The 15,264-nt window shown below is 44.2% G+C and carries 19 protein-coding genes; 13 read left to right on the top strand and 6 right to left on the bottom strand.

The features are described from left to right. Positions 1-38 precede the first annotated feature (38 nt). The 6 genes from GXP75_RS20515 to GXP75_RS20490 all read left to right on the top strand — a co-directional run bounded on the left by GXP75_RS20515 (position 39) and on the right by GXP75_RS20490 (position 6,785). Positions 39-1,499, top strand: a complete 1,461-nt coding sequence (locus GXP75_RS20515) for an o-succinylbenzoate--CoA ligase (protein ID WP_242557740.1) — start codon at positions 39-41, stop codon at positions 1,497-1,499. Beyond that, on the top strand, positions 1,496-2,611 hold the full coding sequence (gene menC / locus GXP75_RS20510) for an o-succinylbenzoate synthase (RefSeq protein WP_242557739.1): 1,116 nt from the start codon (positions 1,496-1,498) through the stop codon (positions 2,609-2,611). Before GXP75_RS20515 ends, menC begins: the two co-directional genes overlap by 4 nt. Positions 2,612-2,900: 289 nt before the next feature. Next, positions 2,901-3,827, top strand: coding sequence for a metal ABC transporter solute-binding protein, Zn/Mn family (locus tag GXP75_RS20505; protein WP_242557738.1), 927 nt, complete (start codon positions 2,901-2,903; stop codon positions 3,825-3,827). 18 nt (positions 3,828-3,845) lie between these two features. Further along, complete coding sequence (locus tag GXP75_RS20500) at positions 3,846-4,598, top strand: metal ABC transporter ATP-binding protein (RefSeq protein WP_003324923.1); 753 nt, start codon at positions 3,846-3,848, stop codon at positions 4,596-4,598. Next, positions 4,595-5,917 carry a metal ABC transporter permease gene (locus GXP75_RS20495; RefSeq protein ID WP_313897128.1) on the top strand — a complete coding sequence of 441 codons (1,323 nt, stop codon included), beginning with the start codon at positions 4,595-4,597 and terminating at the stop codon, positions 5,915-5,917. The genes GXP75_RS20500 and GXP75_RS20495 overlap by 4 nt, the downstream gene beginning before the upstream one ends. Further along, positions 5,907-6,785 (top strand): metal ABC transporter permease, encoded by an 879-nt coding sequence (locus GXP75_RS20490; protein WP_003324926.1) that lies wholly within the window; start codon positions 5,907-5,909, stop codon positions 6,783-6,785. The genes GXP75_RS20495 and GXP75_RS20490 overlap by 11 nt, the downstream gene beginning before the upstream one ends. Positions 6,786-7,114: 329 nt before the next feature. On the opposite strand, the gene GXP75_RS20485 is transcribed toward GXP75_RS20490, so the two are convergent. The 3 genes from GXP75_RS20485 to GXP75_RS20475 are packed head-to-tail and all read right to left on the bottom strand — an operon-like array spanning position 7,115 to position 9,731. Then, complete coding sequence (locus GXP75_RS20485) at positions 7,115-7,273, bottom strand: DUF1540 domain-containing protein (protein WP_003324931.1); 159 nt, start codon at positions 7,271-7,273, stop codon at positions 7,115-7,117. A 54-nt stretch (positions 7,274-7,327) separates the two neighbouring features. Further along, positions 7,328-8,368 carry a cytochrome d ubiquinol oxidase subunit II gene (locus tag GXP75_RS20480; protein WP_214914144.1) on the bottom strand — a complete coding sequence of 347 codons (1,041 nt, stop codon included), beginning with the start codon at positions 8,366-8,368 and terminating at the stop codon, positions 7,328-7,330. 31 nt (positions 8,369-8,399) lie between these two features. Beyond that, on the bottom strand, positions 8,400-9,731 hold the full coding sequence (locus tag GXP75_RS20475; RefSeq protein WP_061571917.1) for a cytochrome ubiquinol oxidase subunit I: 1,332 nt from the start codon (positions 9,729-9,731) through the stop codon (positions 8,400-8,402). 217 nt (positions 9,732-9,948) lie between these two features. Here GXP75_RS20475 and GXP75_RS20470 point away from each other — a divergent pair, with 217 nt between their 5' ends. Then, positions 9,949-10,197, top strand: coding sequence for a type B 50S ribosomal protein L31 (locus GXP75_RS20470; RefSeq protein ID WP_003324934.1), 249 nt, complete (start codon positions 9,949-9,951; stop codon positions 10,195-10,197). A 70-nt stretch (positions 10,198-10,267) separates the two neighbouring features. Here GXP75_RS20470 and GXP75_RS20465 read toward each other — a convergent pair whose 3' ends face one another. Next, positions 10,268-11,455 (bottom strand): GTP-binding protein, encoded by a 1,188-nt coding sequence (locus tag GXP75_RS20465; protein ID WP_242557737.1) that lies wholly within the window; start codon positions 11,453-11,455, stop codon positions 10,268-10,270. A 126-nt stretch (positions 11,456-11,581) separates the two neighbouring features. On the opposite strand from GXP75_RS20465, the gene GXP75_RS20460 reads away from it, so the two are divergent. After that, complete coding sequence (locus GXP75_RS20460; RefSeq protein ID WP_150224896.1) at positions 11,582-12,151, top strand: beta-class carbonic anhydrase; 570 nt, start codon at positions 11,582-11,584, stop codon at positions 12,149-12,151. Here the strand turns inward: GXP75_RS20460 and yidD are convergent. After that, entirely contained in the window at positions 12,148-12,375 is a 228-nt protein-coding gene (gene yidD / locus GXP75_RS20455; protein WP_242557736.1) for a membrane protein insertion efficiency factor YidD, read from the bottom strand. The genes GXP75_RS20460 and yidD overlap by 4 nt on opposite strands. Positions 12,376-12,500: 125 nt before the next feature. Between yidD and GXP75_RS20450 the strand changes: the two genes are divergently transcribed. Together GXP75_RS20450 and GXP75_RS20445 are read left to right on the top strand one after the other, a co-directional pair. Beyond that, positions 12,501-12,974 carry an S-ribosylhomocysteine lyase gene (locus GXP75_RS20450; RefSeq protein ID WP_003324940.1) on the top strand — a complete coding sequence of 158 codons (474 nt, stop codon included), beginning with the start codon at positions 12,501-12,503 and terminating at the stop codon, positions 12,972-12,974. Between the two features lie 127 nt (positions 12,975-13,101). Further along, positions 13,102-13,554 carry a FixH family protein gene (locus GXP75_RS20445; protein WP_214914063.1) on the top strand — a complete coding sequence of 151 codons (453 nt, stop codon included), beginning with the start codon at positions 13,102-13,104 and terminating at the stop codon, positions 13,552-13,554. On the opposite strand, the gene ytzI is transcribed toward GXP75_RS20445, so the two are convergent. After that, positions 13,548-13,700 carry a YtzI protein gene (gene ytzI, locus GXP75_RS20440; RefSeq protein WP_150224894.1) on the bottom strand — a complete coding sequence of 51 codons (153 nt, stop codon included), beginning with the start codon at positions 13,698-13,700 and terminating at the stop codon, positions 13,548-13,550. The two genes, GXP75_RS20445 and ytzI, sit on opposite strands and share 7 nt — an antisense overlap. Positions 13,701-13,825: 125 nt before the next feature. On the opposite strand from ytzI, the gene GXP75_RS20435 reads away from it, so the two are divergent. From GXP75_RS20435 to GXP75_RS20425, 3 genes are all read left to right on the top strand, one after another. Then, entirely contained in the window at positions 13,826-14,263 is a 438-nt protein-coding gene (locus GXP75_RS20435) for a Dps family protein (protein ID WP_242557735.1), read from the top strand. A gap of 159 nt (positions 14,264-14,422) precedes the next feature. Next, positions 14,423-14,827, top strand: a complete 405-nt coding sequence (locus GXP75_RS20430) for a phage holin family protein (RefSeq protein WP_214914060.1) — start codon at positions 14,423-14,425, stop codon at positions 14,825-14,827. 54 nt (positions 14,828-14,881) lie between these two features. Continuing rightward, positions 14,882-15,187, top strand: coding sequence for a hypothetical protein (locus GXP75_RS20425; protein WP_003324945.1), 306 nt, complete (start codon positions 14,882-14,884; stop codon positions 15,185-15,187). The last annotated feature ends 77 nt before the right edge of the window (positions 15,188-15,264 follow it).

The raw sequence follows: 15,264 nt of genomic DNA, 5'->3' as shown, positions 1-15,264 counted from the left end.
CTTTTAGAATACAGTAATTTTACCTCGGAGATGATGATATGCTGACAGAACAGCCCAACTGGCTCATTCAAAGGGCGCAGCTAACACCTGAGAGAATCGCTCTCATCTATGGAGGCAAAAGCCTCACATTTGCAGAACTATATGCCGCCTCGAAAAAAATGGCCGCGCAGCTTTCCTCGTGTTCTTTACATAAAGGAGACACAGCTGCCATTTTGCTGGGGAACAGAGCCGAAATGGTGTACGCCGTTCACGCCTGCTTTCTGCTAGGCGTCAAAGTTGTACTCTTAAATACAAAACTATCCAAACATGAAAGGCTGTTTCAGGTAAAGGATTCCGCGGCCCAGCTTTTACTGACGGATTCAAACTTCCGGAAACAGGATTATGAGCATATAATCAAGACGGTTGACGTCGATGAGCTGGCTGCAGTGGAAACAGAAGACATTGAGGTTGAATTTTATATGCAAATGGACGATACGGCAACGCTCATGTATACCTCGGGAACGACGGGCAGGCCGAAGGGAGTGCAGCAAACATTCGGAAACCATTATTCCAGTGCGGTGTCCTCAGCTCTTAATTTAGGTGTAACCGAACGGGATCGCTGGCTTATCGCATTGCCGCTGTTTCATATCAGCGGGCTGTCGGCTTTGTTTAAATCTGTGATATACGGGATGGCCGTTGTCCTTCATGAAAGGTTTTCTGTGAGTGATGTGCTGGATTCGATCAGCCGGCATCAGGTGACAATCATATCGGCAGTGCAGACAATGGTATCGAGCCTTTTGACGGAAACGGATCGCTGTCCTGATTCGATCAGATGTATTCTGCTTGGAGGAGGCCCCGCTCCGCTGTCTTTGCTTGAAGAATGCCGTCAGAAGGGATTTCCGGTTTTTCAATCGTATGGCTTAACGGAAACGTGTTCGCAGATTGTCACCCTTTCACCTGAATTCAGTATGGATAAGCTCGGATCAGCCGGTAAGCCGTTGTTTTCATGTGAAATCAGAATTGAAAAAGACGGTGAAACGTGTGAGCCGCTTGAACATGGAGAAATTATGGTTAAAGGGCCGAATGTCATGAAAAGTTATTTTAACCGAGAAAGTGCAAATGAAGCTTCTTTTCATAATGGGTGGTTTAAAACCGGCGATCTCGGTTATTTGGATGATGAAGGTTTTTTATATGTGTTGGACAGACGTTCTGATTTAATCATTTCAGGGGGGGAAAATATTTATCCTGCAGAAGTGGAGTCCGCGCTGCTCGCCCATCCTTCTGTAGCCGAAGCGGGTGTATCAGGAGCCGAGGACCCCAAATGGGGAAAGGTGCCGCATGCCTATCTTGTTTTGCGTAATCCGGTCAGTGCAGAAGCGCTGGCTTCGTTTTGCAGAGAACGTTTGGCTAAATATAAAATACCGGCAAAATTTTTTGTACTGGATCAGCTGCCGCGAAATGCCTCAAACAAACTTTTGAGACATCAGCTGAAGGATGCATGTAAAGGAGAGCTGTTATGATTCAGATTGAAAAAATCACGCTTTATCATGTAAGTATGAAATTGAAAAAGCCATTCAAGACAAGTATAGAAACGCTTCAAGAACGTAAATTTTTAATTGTTGAGGCGATTGATCAGTCCGGTGTTGTCGGCTGGGGAGAAGTGTCCGCGTTCTCCTCTCCGTGGTACACTGAGGAAACGATTCAAACCTGCTTACATATGCTGAAGGATTTCTTTATTCCTAATGTAGTCGGCCGCGAGTTTACCCACCCCTCTGACGTGCCGAACAGCTTGGAGCGGTTTAAAGGAAACCGGATGGCAAAAGCCGGACTGGAATCCGCTGTATGGGACATCTACGCGAAACGCAAGGGCATCACGCTTGCTGAAGCGCTCGGCGGTTCAAGAGGAAAAATTCCCGCAGGCGTGGTTGTCGGTCTTGCGCCGCTGGATGATATGCTGCGTGATATCGAACAATATATAAAAGAAGGTTATCAAAGGATTAAAATTAAAATTCAGCCGGGGAATGATATCGAGCTATTAAAAGCGATTCGCAGCCGATTCCCTCAAGTACCGCTGATGGCTGACGCAAACTCTTCCTATCAGCTGAAGGACATCAGCCGAATTAAAGAGCTTGATGATTTTCATTTAATGATGATTGAACAGCCTCTCCAGGCTGATGACATAGTCGACCACCGCCACTTGCAAAAGCATCTTAAAACGGCTATTTGCCTTGACGAAAGCATCTGTTCGGCTGATGATGCAAGACGGGCTATTGAACTGGGAAGCTGCAAGATTATCAATATAAAGCCGTCCCGGGTCGGCGGATTGACTGAAGCACTCAAGATTCATGATTTATGCAAAGAACACCATATGCCAGTCTGGTGCGGCGGTATGCTTGAAACAGGCATTTCCAGAGCGCAGAATGTGGCGCTTGCTTCATTGCCTCAATTTACGATACCGGGGGATATCTCATCCTCATCCAGGTATTGGGAGGAAGATATCGTGACACCGGACATCCGCATTGATAAAGGCTTTATATCTGTGCCGGAGAAGCCGGGTTTAGGCGTTGAGGTGAATCAAGAAATTATGAGAAAATACGTGACAAAAATGGATGTTTTTACGAGAAACAGCTGAGATAATTGCTTTTTAGCAATTTGTGAAGATCTTAAACTTGCTGCTATAGTAAAACCGTTAGATAAAACATCCCCTTCTCGTTTGAACCGGCTGATTTCAGCCGGTTTTTTTTTATGAAAACAGCTTGACAAAAATGGAGATACGCGATAATTTTGCACTAAGGAAACTTTTTGTCACATGAGAACAAAAAGTGTTTTTAGCTAATTAAATGTCACATGTCTAAAAAAAGAATACATAGAATAGGAGTATATTCTTATTTTTTAGCATGCATTCGGGGAGGGAAAATGGAATGAAAAAAAGCGCATTATTTATGGCAGTCATTATGGTTAGTTTTGCATTAACGGCTTGCGGTTCAAAGTCTTCCGGCGGGAGCGGCGATGACAAGCTTAAAGTGACGGCCACAACGGCCCAAATAGCGGATGCGGCGGAAAAAATCGGCGGCAGACACACCGAGGTCAACTCATTGATGGGACCTGGCGTTGATCCTCATTTGTATAAAGCCTCCCAAGGCGATACAAAAAAATTAACCGACGCTGATATTGTGTTGTACAGCGGTTTGCATTTAGAAGGGAAAATGGAGAATATACTTAAAAAAATCGGTGAGCAAAAACCGACTGCTCCCGTTGCTGAGGCTATTCCTGAGGAGAAGCTGATAACGACAGAAGAAGACCAAGATACGTATGACCCGCACGTTTGGTTCAGTATTCCGTTATGGCTGTACGCTATTGATGAAGTAGAAAAACAATTAAGGGAAGCAAAACCGGAATACGCCGATGAGTTTAAAAAGAATGCAGAGAAGTACAAAGAAAATTTGAAAAATTTAGATAAAAAAGCGCGGGATCAAATTGAGAGCATTCCCAAGAAAAGCCGGGTGCTAGTCACTGCTCATGATGCTTTTGCGTATTTTGGGAAGGAGTATGGGTTTGAGGTGAGAGGACTGCAAGGGCTCAGCACCGATTCGGATTACGGATTAAAGGATGTACAAGAGCTGGTTGATGTACTGGCGGATAAAAATATTAAAGCTGTTTTTGTTGAAAGCAGCATTTCTGAAAAGTCAATAAACGCAGTCGTCGAGGGGTCTAAAGAGAAGGGACACAATGTGTCAATCGGCGGCCAGCTATATTCTGATGCAATGGGAGCAAAGGGGACAGAGGAAGGAACATATGAAGGAATGTTTACACATAATATTGATACAATTGTCAATTCACTTAAATAAGCAGAGAGGGGGAAGAAAATGTACCCTGTTGACATTGAAAACGTAACCGTCGCTTATCATAAAAAGCCTGTATTGCAGGACATCTCGATGCAGGTGCCGGAAGGAAAATTGATCGGTATCATCGGACCGAACGGAGCGGGAAAATCTACTTTAATCAAAGCGATCCTGGGACTCATCCCCCGCGCGTCCGGCGACGTCTCGATTTACGGAAAAACATACAGCAAGCAGCGGAAAAAAATCGGATACGTTCCCCAAAGAGGATCTGTTGATTGGGATTTTCCAACAAACGCACTTGATGTCGTCTTAATGGGGAGATATGGCCATATCGGCTGGCTGAAAAGGCCGAAAAAATCGGATGTCGGGTTAGCTAGGATCTGTTTGGACAAAGTCGGCATGCTGGACTATGCCGACAGACAAATCAGCCAGCTATCAGGCGGACAGCAGCAGCGGGTCTTTCTTGCCAGAGCATTGTGCCAAGATGCCGATATCTATTTTATGGATGAGCCGTTTGTCGGCGTTGATGCGGCAACGGAACGGGCAATTATCACCCTGTTGACTGAATTAAAGCAAAAGGGGAAGACCGTTCTTGTCGTTCATCATGATTTGCAGACGGCTGAAGATTATTTTGACTGGATTTTGCTGCTTAATCTCAGGAAAATTGCGTTCGGGCCAACGGAACAAGTGTTTACCATAGATAATTTGCAAAAAGCCTATGGAGGAAGGCTCGCCTTTCTCAAAGATAAAGTCATGGTTGAAGGGAGTCAGGGGTGAGTGTATTGATAGAAAATGTGTGGCTTCAGCTTCAGCACCCGAATACTCAGTGGGTTTTGGCGGGAACTTTGCTTCTTGGAATCGCAAGCGGCGTTCTCGGAAGCTTCGTTCTTTTGAGAAAACAGAGTCTGATTGGTGATGCGATGGCTCATTCGGCTTTGCCGGGCGTTTGTATTGCTTTTCTCTTAACCGGACAGAAATCACTGCTGTTTTTTTTGATCGGTGCTGCGGTTTTCGGTTTACTCGGGACATGGTGTATTCAGCAGATTACCGGGCATTCGAAAATTAAAGAGGATTCCGCTATCGGTATCGTTCTGTCTGTCTTTTTTGGTGTCGGCATCATGCTTCTGACTTATATTCAGCAACTCGGTTCCGGCAATCAAAGCGGTCTTGATTCATTTTTGTTCGGCCAGGCAGCATCTTTGGTCAGACAGGATATTGTCATTATTGCAGTCATTTCAGCCGTTTTATTACTGGTTTGTGCGGTCTTTTTTAAAGAATTCAAAATCATAACATTTGATATGGCGTTTGCCAAAGGGCTGGGAATGCCGGTTCAGTTCCTAAACGGGCTTCTCGTTCTGCTTATCGTATGTGCTGTTGTAATCGGACTGCAGACGGTGGGTGTGATTATGATGGCGGCCATGCTGATCACACCCGCGGTTGCTGCGAGATATTGGACAGAAAACCTGACGGCGATGGCCGTAATAGCCGGTCTGATCGGCGGAATCAGCGGTGCTTCGGGAACCTTGCTGAGCACGACGATGAATGGCATGGCAACAGGGCCTCTGATTATTCTTACTGCCACCTGTGTATTTTTGCTCTCTCTATTATTTGCACCGAGACGCGGGTTAGCCGCAAAGGCGGTCAGGCTGCTTAAACTGAGAAGAAAAACGGGTTATGAACAGGTTCTGCTGACAATATATGAGCTGAACGAAAAAACAAAGGAAGCCGATATCACAGAAGGAAGCGTGAGAAAGAAAAGGCCTATCAGTTCTGCATTATGTAAAAGGTCTTTAAGACTGCTGGAGAAAGAGGGATATATTCTTCGATCAGAACATGATACATGGAAAGTGACGCGTTCAGGACTTGAAAAAGGGTATAGACTGGCGCTTGCATATCGTATGTACGAGATATATTTAATGCATGAAATGGAGCTGTCGAGTGTGGATGCGGGCGGAATAGATGATTTTAAGCCAGAGCGTTTATCGGATGAAATGAAAGAAAGGCTCGTCAGCCTCTTGAAGCTGCATGGAAGAATGCCCGCACTCCGTCCGCATCATCGGGAAATAGAGAAAGGACAGATGATCAATGAGCTTTGAGGCGTGGATTATTGTAACGGGGATATTAGTCGGTGTCAGCTGCGCATTAATCGGCACCTTTCTTGTACTGAGAAAAATGGCAATGCTTGCAGACGCGATCAGCCATACTGTATTGCTCGGCATAGTGGGAGCTTTTCTCGTCACCCGCAGTCTTGACGGTATTTCTATGTTTATCGGTGCTGCGGCGGTCGGGCTTTTAACGGCGTTTTTTGTTCAGCTGCTGCATAGCAAAGGCGTCCAGTCTGATGCTGCCATCGGTGTGGTCTTTACTTCATTATTTGCGGTGGGTGTGATTTTATTATCTGTCTACGGAGGAAATGTACATCTTGATGTCGAGCATTCATTAATGGGAGAGATCGCTTTTGTGCCTTGGAATACGGTGTCCTTGTTCGGAACCGATATCGGCCCAAAAGCATTCTGGATGCTGGCGTCTGTGCTGATCATTAATTTGCTGCTTATTATACTGTGCTACAAGGAGTTCAAAATTTCTTCTTTTGATCCTGAAATGGCGCTGGCACTTGGCATTCCGGTTCTGTTTATCCATTACGTACAAATGGGAATGCTGTCGCTTACGACTGTCGCTTCCTTCGATTCTGTCGGTGCTATATTGGTGGTTGCGATGCTGATTGTCCCGCCGGCAGCTGCCTATCTGTTGACCGATCGGCTGCTGCATATGCTGATCATAAGCGCAGCGATTGGCGCACTCTCCGCCGTTTCAGGCTATTACTTCGCTACATGGCTGAATGTTTCCATTTCCGGGGCCATGGCTGCTATGACAGGCGTATTTTTCTTAACGGCCTTTTTGTTTTCTCCTGCAAATGGCTTCATTTCAAAGCGGCTGACAGGGCGAAAAGTGAAAACAAGCTGAGGGACGCTTATCAGGAGCTCTCAGCTTATTTTCAAAAGTCATAGTGCCCATTCGGCTGCATTCCATCTGCTGCTTGTGTTAATGAAGAATGTTTTTCCTTACGAATTTCCCCGATTGTGACAAATCGGATTATGACCAGCCTCCGGTTTTGCTTGCACCCGGTGCTAAAGTGGCAGAGGATACCTTAAACTTCCTGCCGATGGTTCGTCTGATGCGTATATTGTACCGGGACATGTTCAATTCCCGGCGAGTGGCCGAAATCATCAAAGAGGCTTTGAGTTCATACTCAAGCCTCTTTGATTAATTGGGAGCAGCTTTTTCAGCAATAATTAATGCTTATGAGGTTTAAATGTTTTACAATCTGTTTCTTCGCTATTTTCAGCAGTTTCTCCTGTATGGCTGACGACATAAATAGCATCGGCCGTACATTTATTTCCTTCGTCCCAATATGAACAGTTATTGACTTCGCATAAAATTTTTTGATCCATGCCATCACCCTCCTAGATAAAGGTACGTTATTAGTATAGCCATCCTGTGTGGCGCTATTCCTCTTGGCGGATGTACCGTTTATCCTTCATAAACAATTTCCAGAAGAAATAGAATCCCGGAAATAAGATAATAAAGGCGACAATGTAAGTCATAAACAAAGCTCTGAAGGTTGCGGGCTCTGTAAAACCTGACATGATGGTAATATCCGGATAAATCATATAAGGGAGATGGGCCCGTCCGTACGCGTAGCTCGCCAAGAAATATTGAATGGCAATCGCCACCACCGCGATTCTTGGTTTTCCAAGGTTTTTGCCGAAGCGTTTGTTAGGCAAAAAGAGGGCGATGCCGGCAATAATAAATGTGACCACCGAGGCAATAAGCCAGGTCAAATCCTTCATCATACCGGTATAAAGCCAATTTGCTTCATTACGCAAGGTAAGTAAAATAAACAGGGCCATTATGAGTGACAGCGGCCCGGTAATCAAGGCGCTTCTTCTGTAAATGCGAAATGCGTGCTCTTCCTCCGCCACGTTTGAAAAATCCGCCAGAAGCAGCGAGGAGAGAAACAACGTGGTTAAAATCGCAAATCCAATAAATGAATAAGCATTAGGGCTTGTAAAGATGCTGGCCATGTTTAAATGATAAATGCCGTTCGTTTTTTCAATAAATCCTCCATGTGTCACCGGCAGGACAAGAATTAAAACTGCGGGGATAATAAACCCAGAGATGCCGGAAATGTATCTCATGATTTTACGTTCCTTCGCCGTATTTGAAAAAACGAGAAATCCGCTTCGAATCGCCAAAAGCAGTAAAATAATGCTGCCCGGAATCAATAAAACCGTACCAAGCACAAAGGTGGCCCCCGGAAAGAAACTAAACAGCGCGACGACAATGGCGACAATAAAAACGTTTGTGACTTCCCAAGTCGGCGATAAATATCGGTTGGCGATGCCGGTCGCTTTTGTTTGTTCTTTATTCAAATAGATCATGGACCAAAAGCCGGCCCCAAAATCCATTGTCGCCATAACGGCATATATAAACACGAATCCCCATACAATTGAAATTGCGATCAGAGCATCTGATGAAATGTCCATTTGCATCAATATAACTTCCTTCCATTAGTAATTAAGACTCTGCCGCTTTTAAGTCCTCATCAACGGGATGCTTGCGGAAATAATAAAGCAGCACATAAACGACAGCTGCTCCAAGCACGGCGTAGACAAAAGTAAAGAGCATAAATAATACGCCGATTGAGCCTGTTGTCGTGACCACATCCGAGGTTTTCAAAAGGTGATAGATTACCCACGGCTGTCTTCCCGTACAGGCGAAAATCCAGCCGAATTCAATTCCGATCAAACTGAGCGGCCCCGCCGTTACGAAAATGACCAGCAGCCACGTCGGAAAGCGGTCTTTTTTCAATACTTTTCTCCATAGTAAGCCGACGATGGAATAGAGGATAAGCACCATAGCTATTCCGACCATCCCGTTAAATAATGTGTGAATGAATAAGGGAGGCCATTCATCTTTTGGAAAAGCATTTAAGCCTTTTACCACGGTGTCAAAGCTGTTTGCCGCTAAAAAGCTTAAGGCCCAGGGAACTTCAATGGCCCATTTTACCTTTTCTTCATTTGCATCCGTAAAGCCGCCGATCGCTAACGGCGCATGCGACCTGGTTTCAAACAGCCCTTCCGCTCCCGCCAGTTTTTCCGGCTGATATTTATAAAGCATTTGAGCTGATTCATGGCCGTTCAGAGACGTAACCACAGAAAAGATTCCGCCGATGATCAAAGCGAGCAGAAGCGCCTTGCGGTGAAAACGGTAGACTTGTTCATTTTTTCTTGTTCGGATCATTTTGTAGGCGGCAATAGAAGCAACAATAAAAGCCCCGGTCATAAAAGCAGTCAAAACGACATGGGTTGCGGTGACGAAAAAGCTAGGGTTAAAAAATGCCGCCCATGGATCAACATCTGTAATCTGTCCGTTTACAATTTTAAAACCGGCAGGCGTCCCTTCAAACGCATGCACATTTGTAATCAGAACAGCTGAAGCCGCCGCTCCGATTAAAACAAACACGACGGCGGTAATCCGCATCGCAGGGGTTAAACGGTCCGCAGCGTACACATAAATGGACATAAACAATGCTTCTATGAAAAAAGCATAAATTTCGATCTGAAACGGAAGCGACATCACTCTTCCGATAACCTCCATAAAGCCGGGCCATAACAAAGCCAGCTGTGTTCCTGCGATGGTTCCGGTCGGGATGGCCACCCCCAGCAGAACAGCCTGCGCCTTTGTCCATCTTTTTGCCATAATTGCGTAATGATCATCCTTTGTTTTTTGGTAAATCAATTCCGCCATTAAAATCATGAGCGGCAAGCCGACACCCAGCGTTGCGAAAATGATATGAAAGCCCATTGTCGTGCCAAATAGACTTCTAGCCAAAACCAAATCATCCACCTGAATAAACCACCTTTCTTGTAGACGTTCTAATGTAATGTGGTTTTATTATTTGCTTCCACGATTAGATTATTCTTCCTATTGTTGAAAAACATCAGTTTATGATGCATGAAAATAGGGGAATTATATAGTAGCGGATCAGGCACACTGATTGACAAAGCACATGATAGGTTGTAGAATAAAGCGTAATAATTACGATTTAGAAAGGGAGTTTATGATGAAAAAAGGAATTCATCCAGAGAGTCATCAAGTCATTTTCCAAGACGTTAACAGCGGATACCGCTTTTTAAGCCATTCAACTAAAAAATCGGAAGAGACCGCGGAGTGGGAAGACGGAAACACATATCCGGTTATCAAAGTGGAAGTAAGTTCAGATACGCACCCATTCTACACAGGCCGTCAAAAGTTTAATGAAAAAGGCGGAAGGGTCGAGCAGTTCAACAAAAGATACAATATGGGGAAATAGGACAAGCCGCAGGGTTTGTCTTTTTTTCTGCACAAAAAACCACTTACAATCCTTTGTAAGTGGCTCTCTGTTATTGAGAAATAATAAACTCGGGCAGCGGGTCTTCAAACAGAGGCCAGTCGGCCGTCATTTCTTCATCTGTGAGCAAACACGTGTCGAGTGAGGCGGTGATATCGGCTCGGTCCATTTGAATTCCGATAAAAACAAGCTCTGTCTTACGATCTCCATATCGCTCATCCCAGTTTTCGAGCAGTTCGGGATCATCCTGAAATGCTTCTTGGCGTTCCTCTTCAGAATAAGCGGCTATCCAATCTCCGGCTCCTTGTATCATAAGAGATGTTCCGGCCTGAGAAAGCAGTCCCGCTGTATCGTTTCTGCTCGCAAGCCAGAAAAATCCCTTAGCGCGGACGATATCTGTCGGCCATTTTTCCAGCCAGTTCATCAGACGGACGGGGTGGAAAGGTTTTTGTCTCCGATACACAAAAGAAGTGATTCCGTATTCTTCAGTTTCCGGCGTATGTTCTTCATTTAGTTCTTTTATCCAGCCTGCGGACTGGCTTGATTTTTCAAAATCAAAGCGAAACGTATTCAGCAGCAGATCAGGTGAAATTCGCCCATAGGATACAGGGTGTATGGTACTGTCTGCATTCAGTTTCTTCAGAACGGCGGTCAGCTGATCAACTTCCTGCTGGCTGAGCAAGTCAATTTTGTTCAATAAAATGACATCGGCAAACTCGATTTGATCAATTAGCAGGTCAGCAATCTCACGCTCATCCCCGGGGGCTGCCCCTTGTTTTCTGTCCAGCAAACTTTCACCTGAAGAGAAATCCTTCCAAAATCTATGGCCGTCAACAACTGTCACCATTGTATCCAATCTGCAAAGGGAAGTCACATCCGCTCCCAGCTCTTCGTTCTTATAAGTGAATGTCTGAGCGACGGGGATCGGTTCACTGATGCCGGATGATTCAATAAGTATATAATTAATTCCGCCGGCTTCCGCCAATTTTTTGACTTCAAGCAAAAGGTCGTCCCGAAGTGTGCAGCAAATACAGCCGTTTTGCATCTCGACCAGTTTTTCCTCGGTTCGTTTCACATGTGTTTTTTTTATAAGAGCACTGTCGATATTGATCTCGCTCATATCGTTCACAATCAGAGCAATCTTCAAACCGTGGGCTTCATTCAGCAAATGGCTCAGAAGAGTTGTTTTCCCCGCTCCTAAATAACCGCTCAAAACAGTAACAGGAATCCGTTTGTCCATAATAATCCTCCTGTGTTAAATAAGAATAATTACGATTTATTCTTTTTAAATGGTACAACACAGATGACGAAAATACAAGTTGTATGATATATTGATGAATAAAAAGATTAAGAAAGGAATCACCACATGAGTCTTCTTAATGACATTTTAGAATATAATCAAACTTTCATTGAACGTAAGGATTATGAAAAATATCAAACATCTAAGTTTCCAGATAAAAAAGTAGCCATTTTATCCTGCATGGATACCCGTCTAGTCGAATTGCTGCCGCATGCGATGAATATGCGTAACGGTGATGTGAAAATTATTAAAAGTGCGGGCGCTCTCGTCTCCCATCCTTTTGGAAGTATAATGAGAAGCCTTTTGGTTGCGGTCTATGAGCTGAACGCTGACGAGGTCTGCGTTATCGGTCATCATGATTGCGGCATGAGCAAAATTAACAGTGAGAATATGCTGAATAAGATTGTGGAAAGAGGAATTCCTGAAGAACGGATTCAAATGCTAAAGCATTCAGGGGTTGATTTTGACCAATGGCTGAAGAGTTTTGATTCTGTAGAAGAAAGCGTCACAGACAGTGTGAATGTGATTAAACACCATCCGCTTTTTCCTGACAATGTCCCTGTCCACGGCCTTGTGATCGAGCCTGAGACCGGAAAGCTTGATCTTGTGATCGACGGCTATAAAGAAATGAACTAGTGCTTGCGTTTTTTTTCGGGGACGGGGTCGACACCTCCCGGATGAAGCGGATGACATTTTAAGATCCGCTTCAGCGTCAGCCATCCTCCTTTTAGAGCGCCGTGCGTTTTGATCGCTTCAATTCCGTATTGTGAACAAGTCGGATAGAAGCGGCAGGACGGGGGCATCAGCGGGGATATGAATTTTTGGTAACATCTGATTAGACCAATGAAGATGGTTTTCATTTTTCTCAACAACCTTTCTGTTGCTAGTATAAAAAAAAATGCAGAAAATGAAAAGCTTTCTCCATAATTCTGATTGGGAAAGTATGTTATAATGAATGTACACTAGAAAAAGGGAGAGTGCCATTATGCCTTCAGTAGAAAGTTTTGAACTTGACCATAATGCGGTTGTAGCTCCATATGTAAGACATTGCGGCGTGCATAAAGTGGGAACGGACGGCGTTGTGAATAAATTTGATATTCGCTTTTGCCAGCCGAACAAACAGGCGATGAAGCCTGATACCATTCACACACTTGAACACTTGCTCGCTTTTACGATTCGGACGCACTCTGAGAAATATGATCATTTTGATATTATTGATATTTCGCCGATGGGTTGCCAGACGGGCTATTATCTTGTCGTCAGCGGTGAACCGACTGCTGAGGAAATCGTTGATTTGCTTGACGCGACTTTGAAGGAAGCGGTTGAGATTACAGAAATCCCTGCGGCAAACGAGAAGCAGTGCGGCCAGGCGAAGCTGCACGATTTAGAAGGCGCAAAACGCCTCATGCGCTTCTGGCTGTCACAGGATAAAGAAGACCTATTAAAAGTATTTGGATAAAAACAAAAGACCTTTTTGCCTGCTGCAAAAAGGTCTTTTTTATATGTTTTGAAACATTCACAATTTAACGTGTGATTTAGTGTAAGCGTTTGCTAAAATAAGGTAAACGATGAAAAAGGGTGATGGGATGAAAAAACTAATATTTGCAGGATTGTGCAGCGGTGTTTTTTTGCTTTCTTCTTGCGGAAATGCCAAGGATGAAGCTAGTTCGAGTGATGTCCCAAAGGCTTTGGAAGTAAAGCTTACCGGACCGGAGGAAGTCCAGCCTAACGAGAAAGCGGCTTACCAAGCAGCGGTCGTTTATGGTGATGAGCCGGTCACAGACGCAGATGAAGTCGAGTTTGAAGTATGGAAGGAAGGTGACAAAAGCAGCAGCAGTCAATTTAAAGCAAGCAAGAAAGAAAAAGGAGTATACCGCTTTGAAACTGATTTTAAAGATGACGGTTTGTATATCGTTCAATCCCACGTGACGGCTAAACAGCAGCATAGCATGCCGACCATTCAAGTGCGCGTCGGGGATGCCGAAACCGATAGCGGTTCCTCCGGCAAAGATACAGATGAGCATTCACATCATCACTGACGTTTTGATTGATGAGGCAGCTTAGGATTTTCGTCTTCAGGAGAATCAACGGTATGTTTAAAATCATAGGCTTTCACCGTCGTCCATATGGATAAAAACAATACGGCAAGCACGATCAGAAACCCCGCGCTCATGAGCAGCAGCATGAAAAAAACCTCCTTTTTCACAATTGTAACATAGTGGAAGAAAATATGGCAGGCGGCTAAAAAAGTAGGTTTTAGCGTACGATAAAAGGGGTATATCAATACTAAACACAAGGAGGACGATAAAAATGTCAGACAAACTAATTCGAGCAGTCAATAAACAAGTAGCCAACTGGACAGTCATGTATGTGAAACTACATAATTATCATTGGTATGTAAAAGGGAAGGATTTCTTCACACTGCATGAAAAATTCGAAGAGCTTTATAACGAAACCGCTACCTACATTGATGATTTAGCAGAGCGTCTGCTTGCGTTAAACGGCAAACCAATTGCAACAATGAGAGAATCGCTGGAAACAGCCTCTGTGAAAGAAGCAGATGGAAATGAAACGGCGGAACAAATGGTGCAAAGCGTATATGATGATTTTACCGTTATTGCTGAAGAGCTTAAAAGCGGCATGGATTTAGCAGACGAAGTCGGTGACGAAACGACGGGAGATATGCTGCTTGCAATCCATCAAAACATTGAAAAGCATAATTGGATGTTAAAAGCATATTTAGGATAATCACCACATGTAAGCCGGACGCTTTAAAGCGTGTCCGGCTTTTGATTTGCCTTTTAAAATTGGGCGAGAACCAGTCCAATTTTCTGTAAAATCCAGTCCGTTCCTCCTTTTTCTCATAGAATATGGTAAGGCCGTTTCTGTGAAAGGATGTTGGGACAAATGGATAGAGACTTTGGCATCTTTTCGTTTTTTGCTGTCAGTGTATCAGCAGCGGGGTTTTTCTTCGGCGGTTTTCAATATTCATTTTTGATTTTGCTTTCTTTAATGGCGATAGAATTTATCAGTACGACCTTAAAGGAATCCATTCTGCGCAAACTGGCGTTAAGAAATGTTTTTGCTCGGCTTGTCAAAAAAATAGTCACGCTCTCTCTTATCTCTGTTTGCCATTTTTTTGATCAGCTTATGAAAACAGAGGGGTCGATGCGTGACTTGGCCATTATGTTTTATATTTTATACGAATCTGTGCAAATCGTGATTACGGCAAGTTCTCTCGGGGTTCCGGTCCCGCAGATGCTGATTGACCTTTTGGACACATTAAAAAATAAATTCCGCCGCAAACCGTAACTTTTGCCTGTCGGCTGGTCATAATAAAGCAATAATGGACAAAGGGTGATCAGTGTGACAACAAAAAGATATTATATCTCATTACAGGACGGGCTGATTTCTCAGAATTCGGACGCATCACCGTGGCAGTTTGCTATTATGGCGGATGAAGATGACGTCTTAGCTTTACGTGAATATTTTGATCAGCTTTATCTCTCAGATCGGAATAGTTTTCTTCGGGCGCATGTGCCTTTTGTTGAGTATCATTATGACTCGCAGAATGATCAGGCAGACCGCATTCGCAAAGAACTGTACGAGCTGATTTACAAACTGGGTGATGATCCCACGCGTTCTTTTATAAGCGAAAACGGTCTGATATGAAAAACTGAGAAATGTTCCCTGCAACACGCCTAACCGGCTGATTTTTTGATAAAAAGCTTCCGAAGAAACGTAACTAT

Source organism: Bacillus sp. HU-1818, assembly GCF_022695965.1.
GTDB classification, from domain to species: domain Bacteria; phylum Bacillota; class Bacilli; order Bacillales; family Bacillaceae; genus Bacillus; species Bacillus atrophaeus.
Note: the sequence above shows the minus strand (reverse complement) of the source record. Positions and strands in the feature narration are given on the sequence as shown.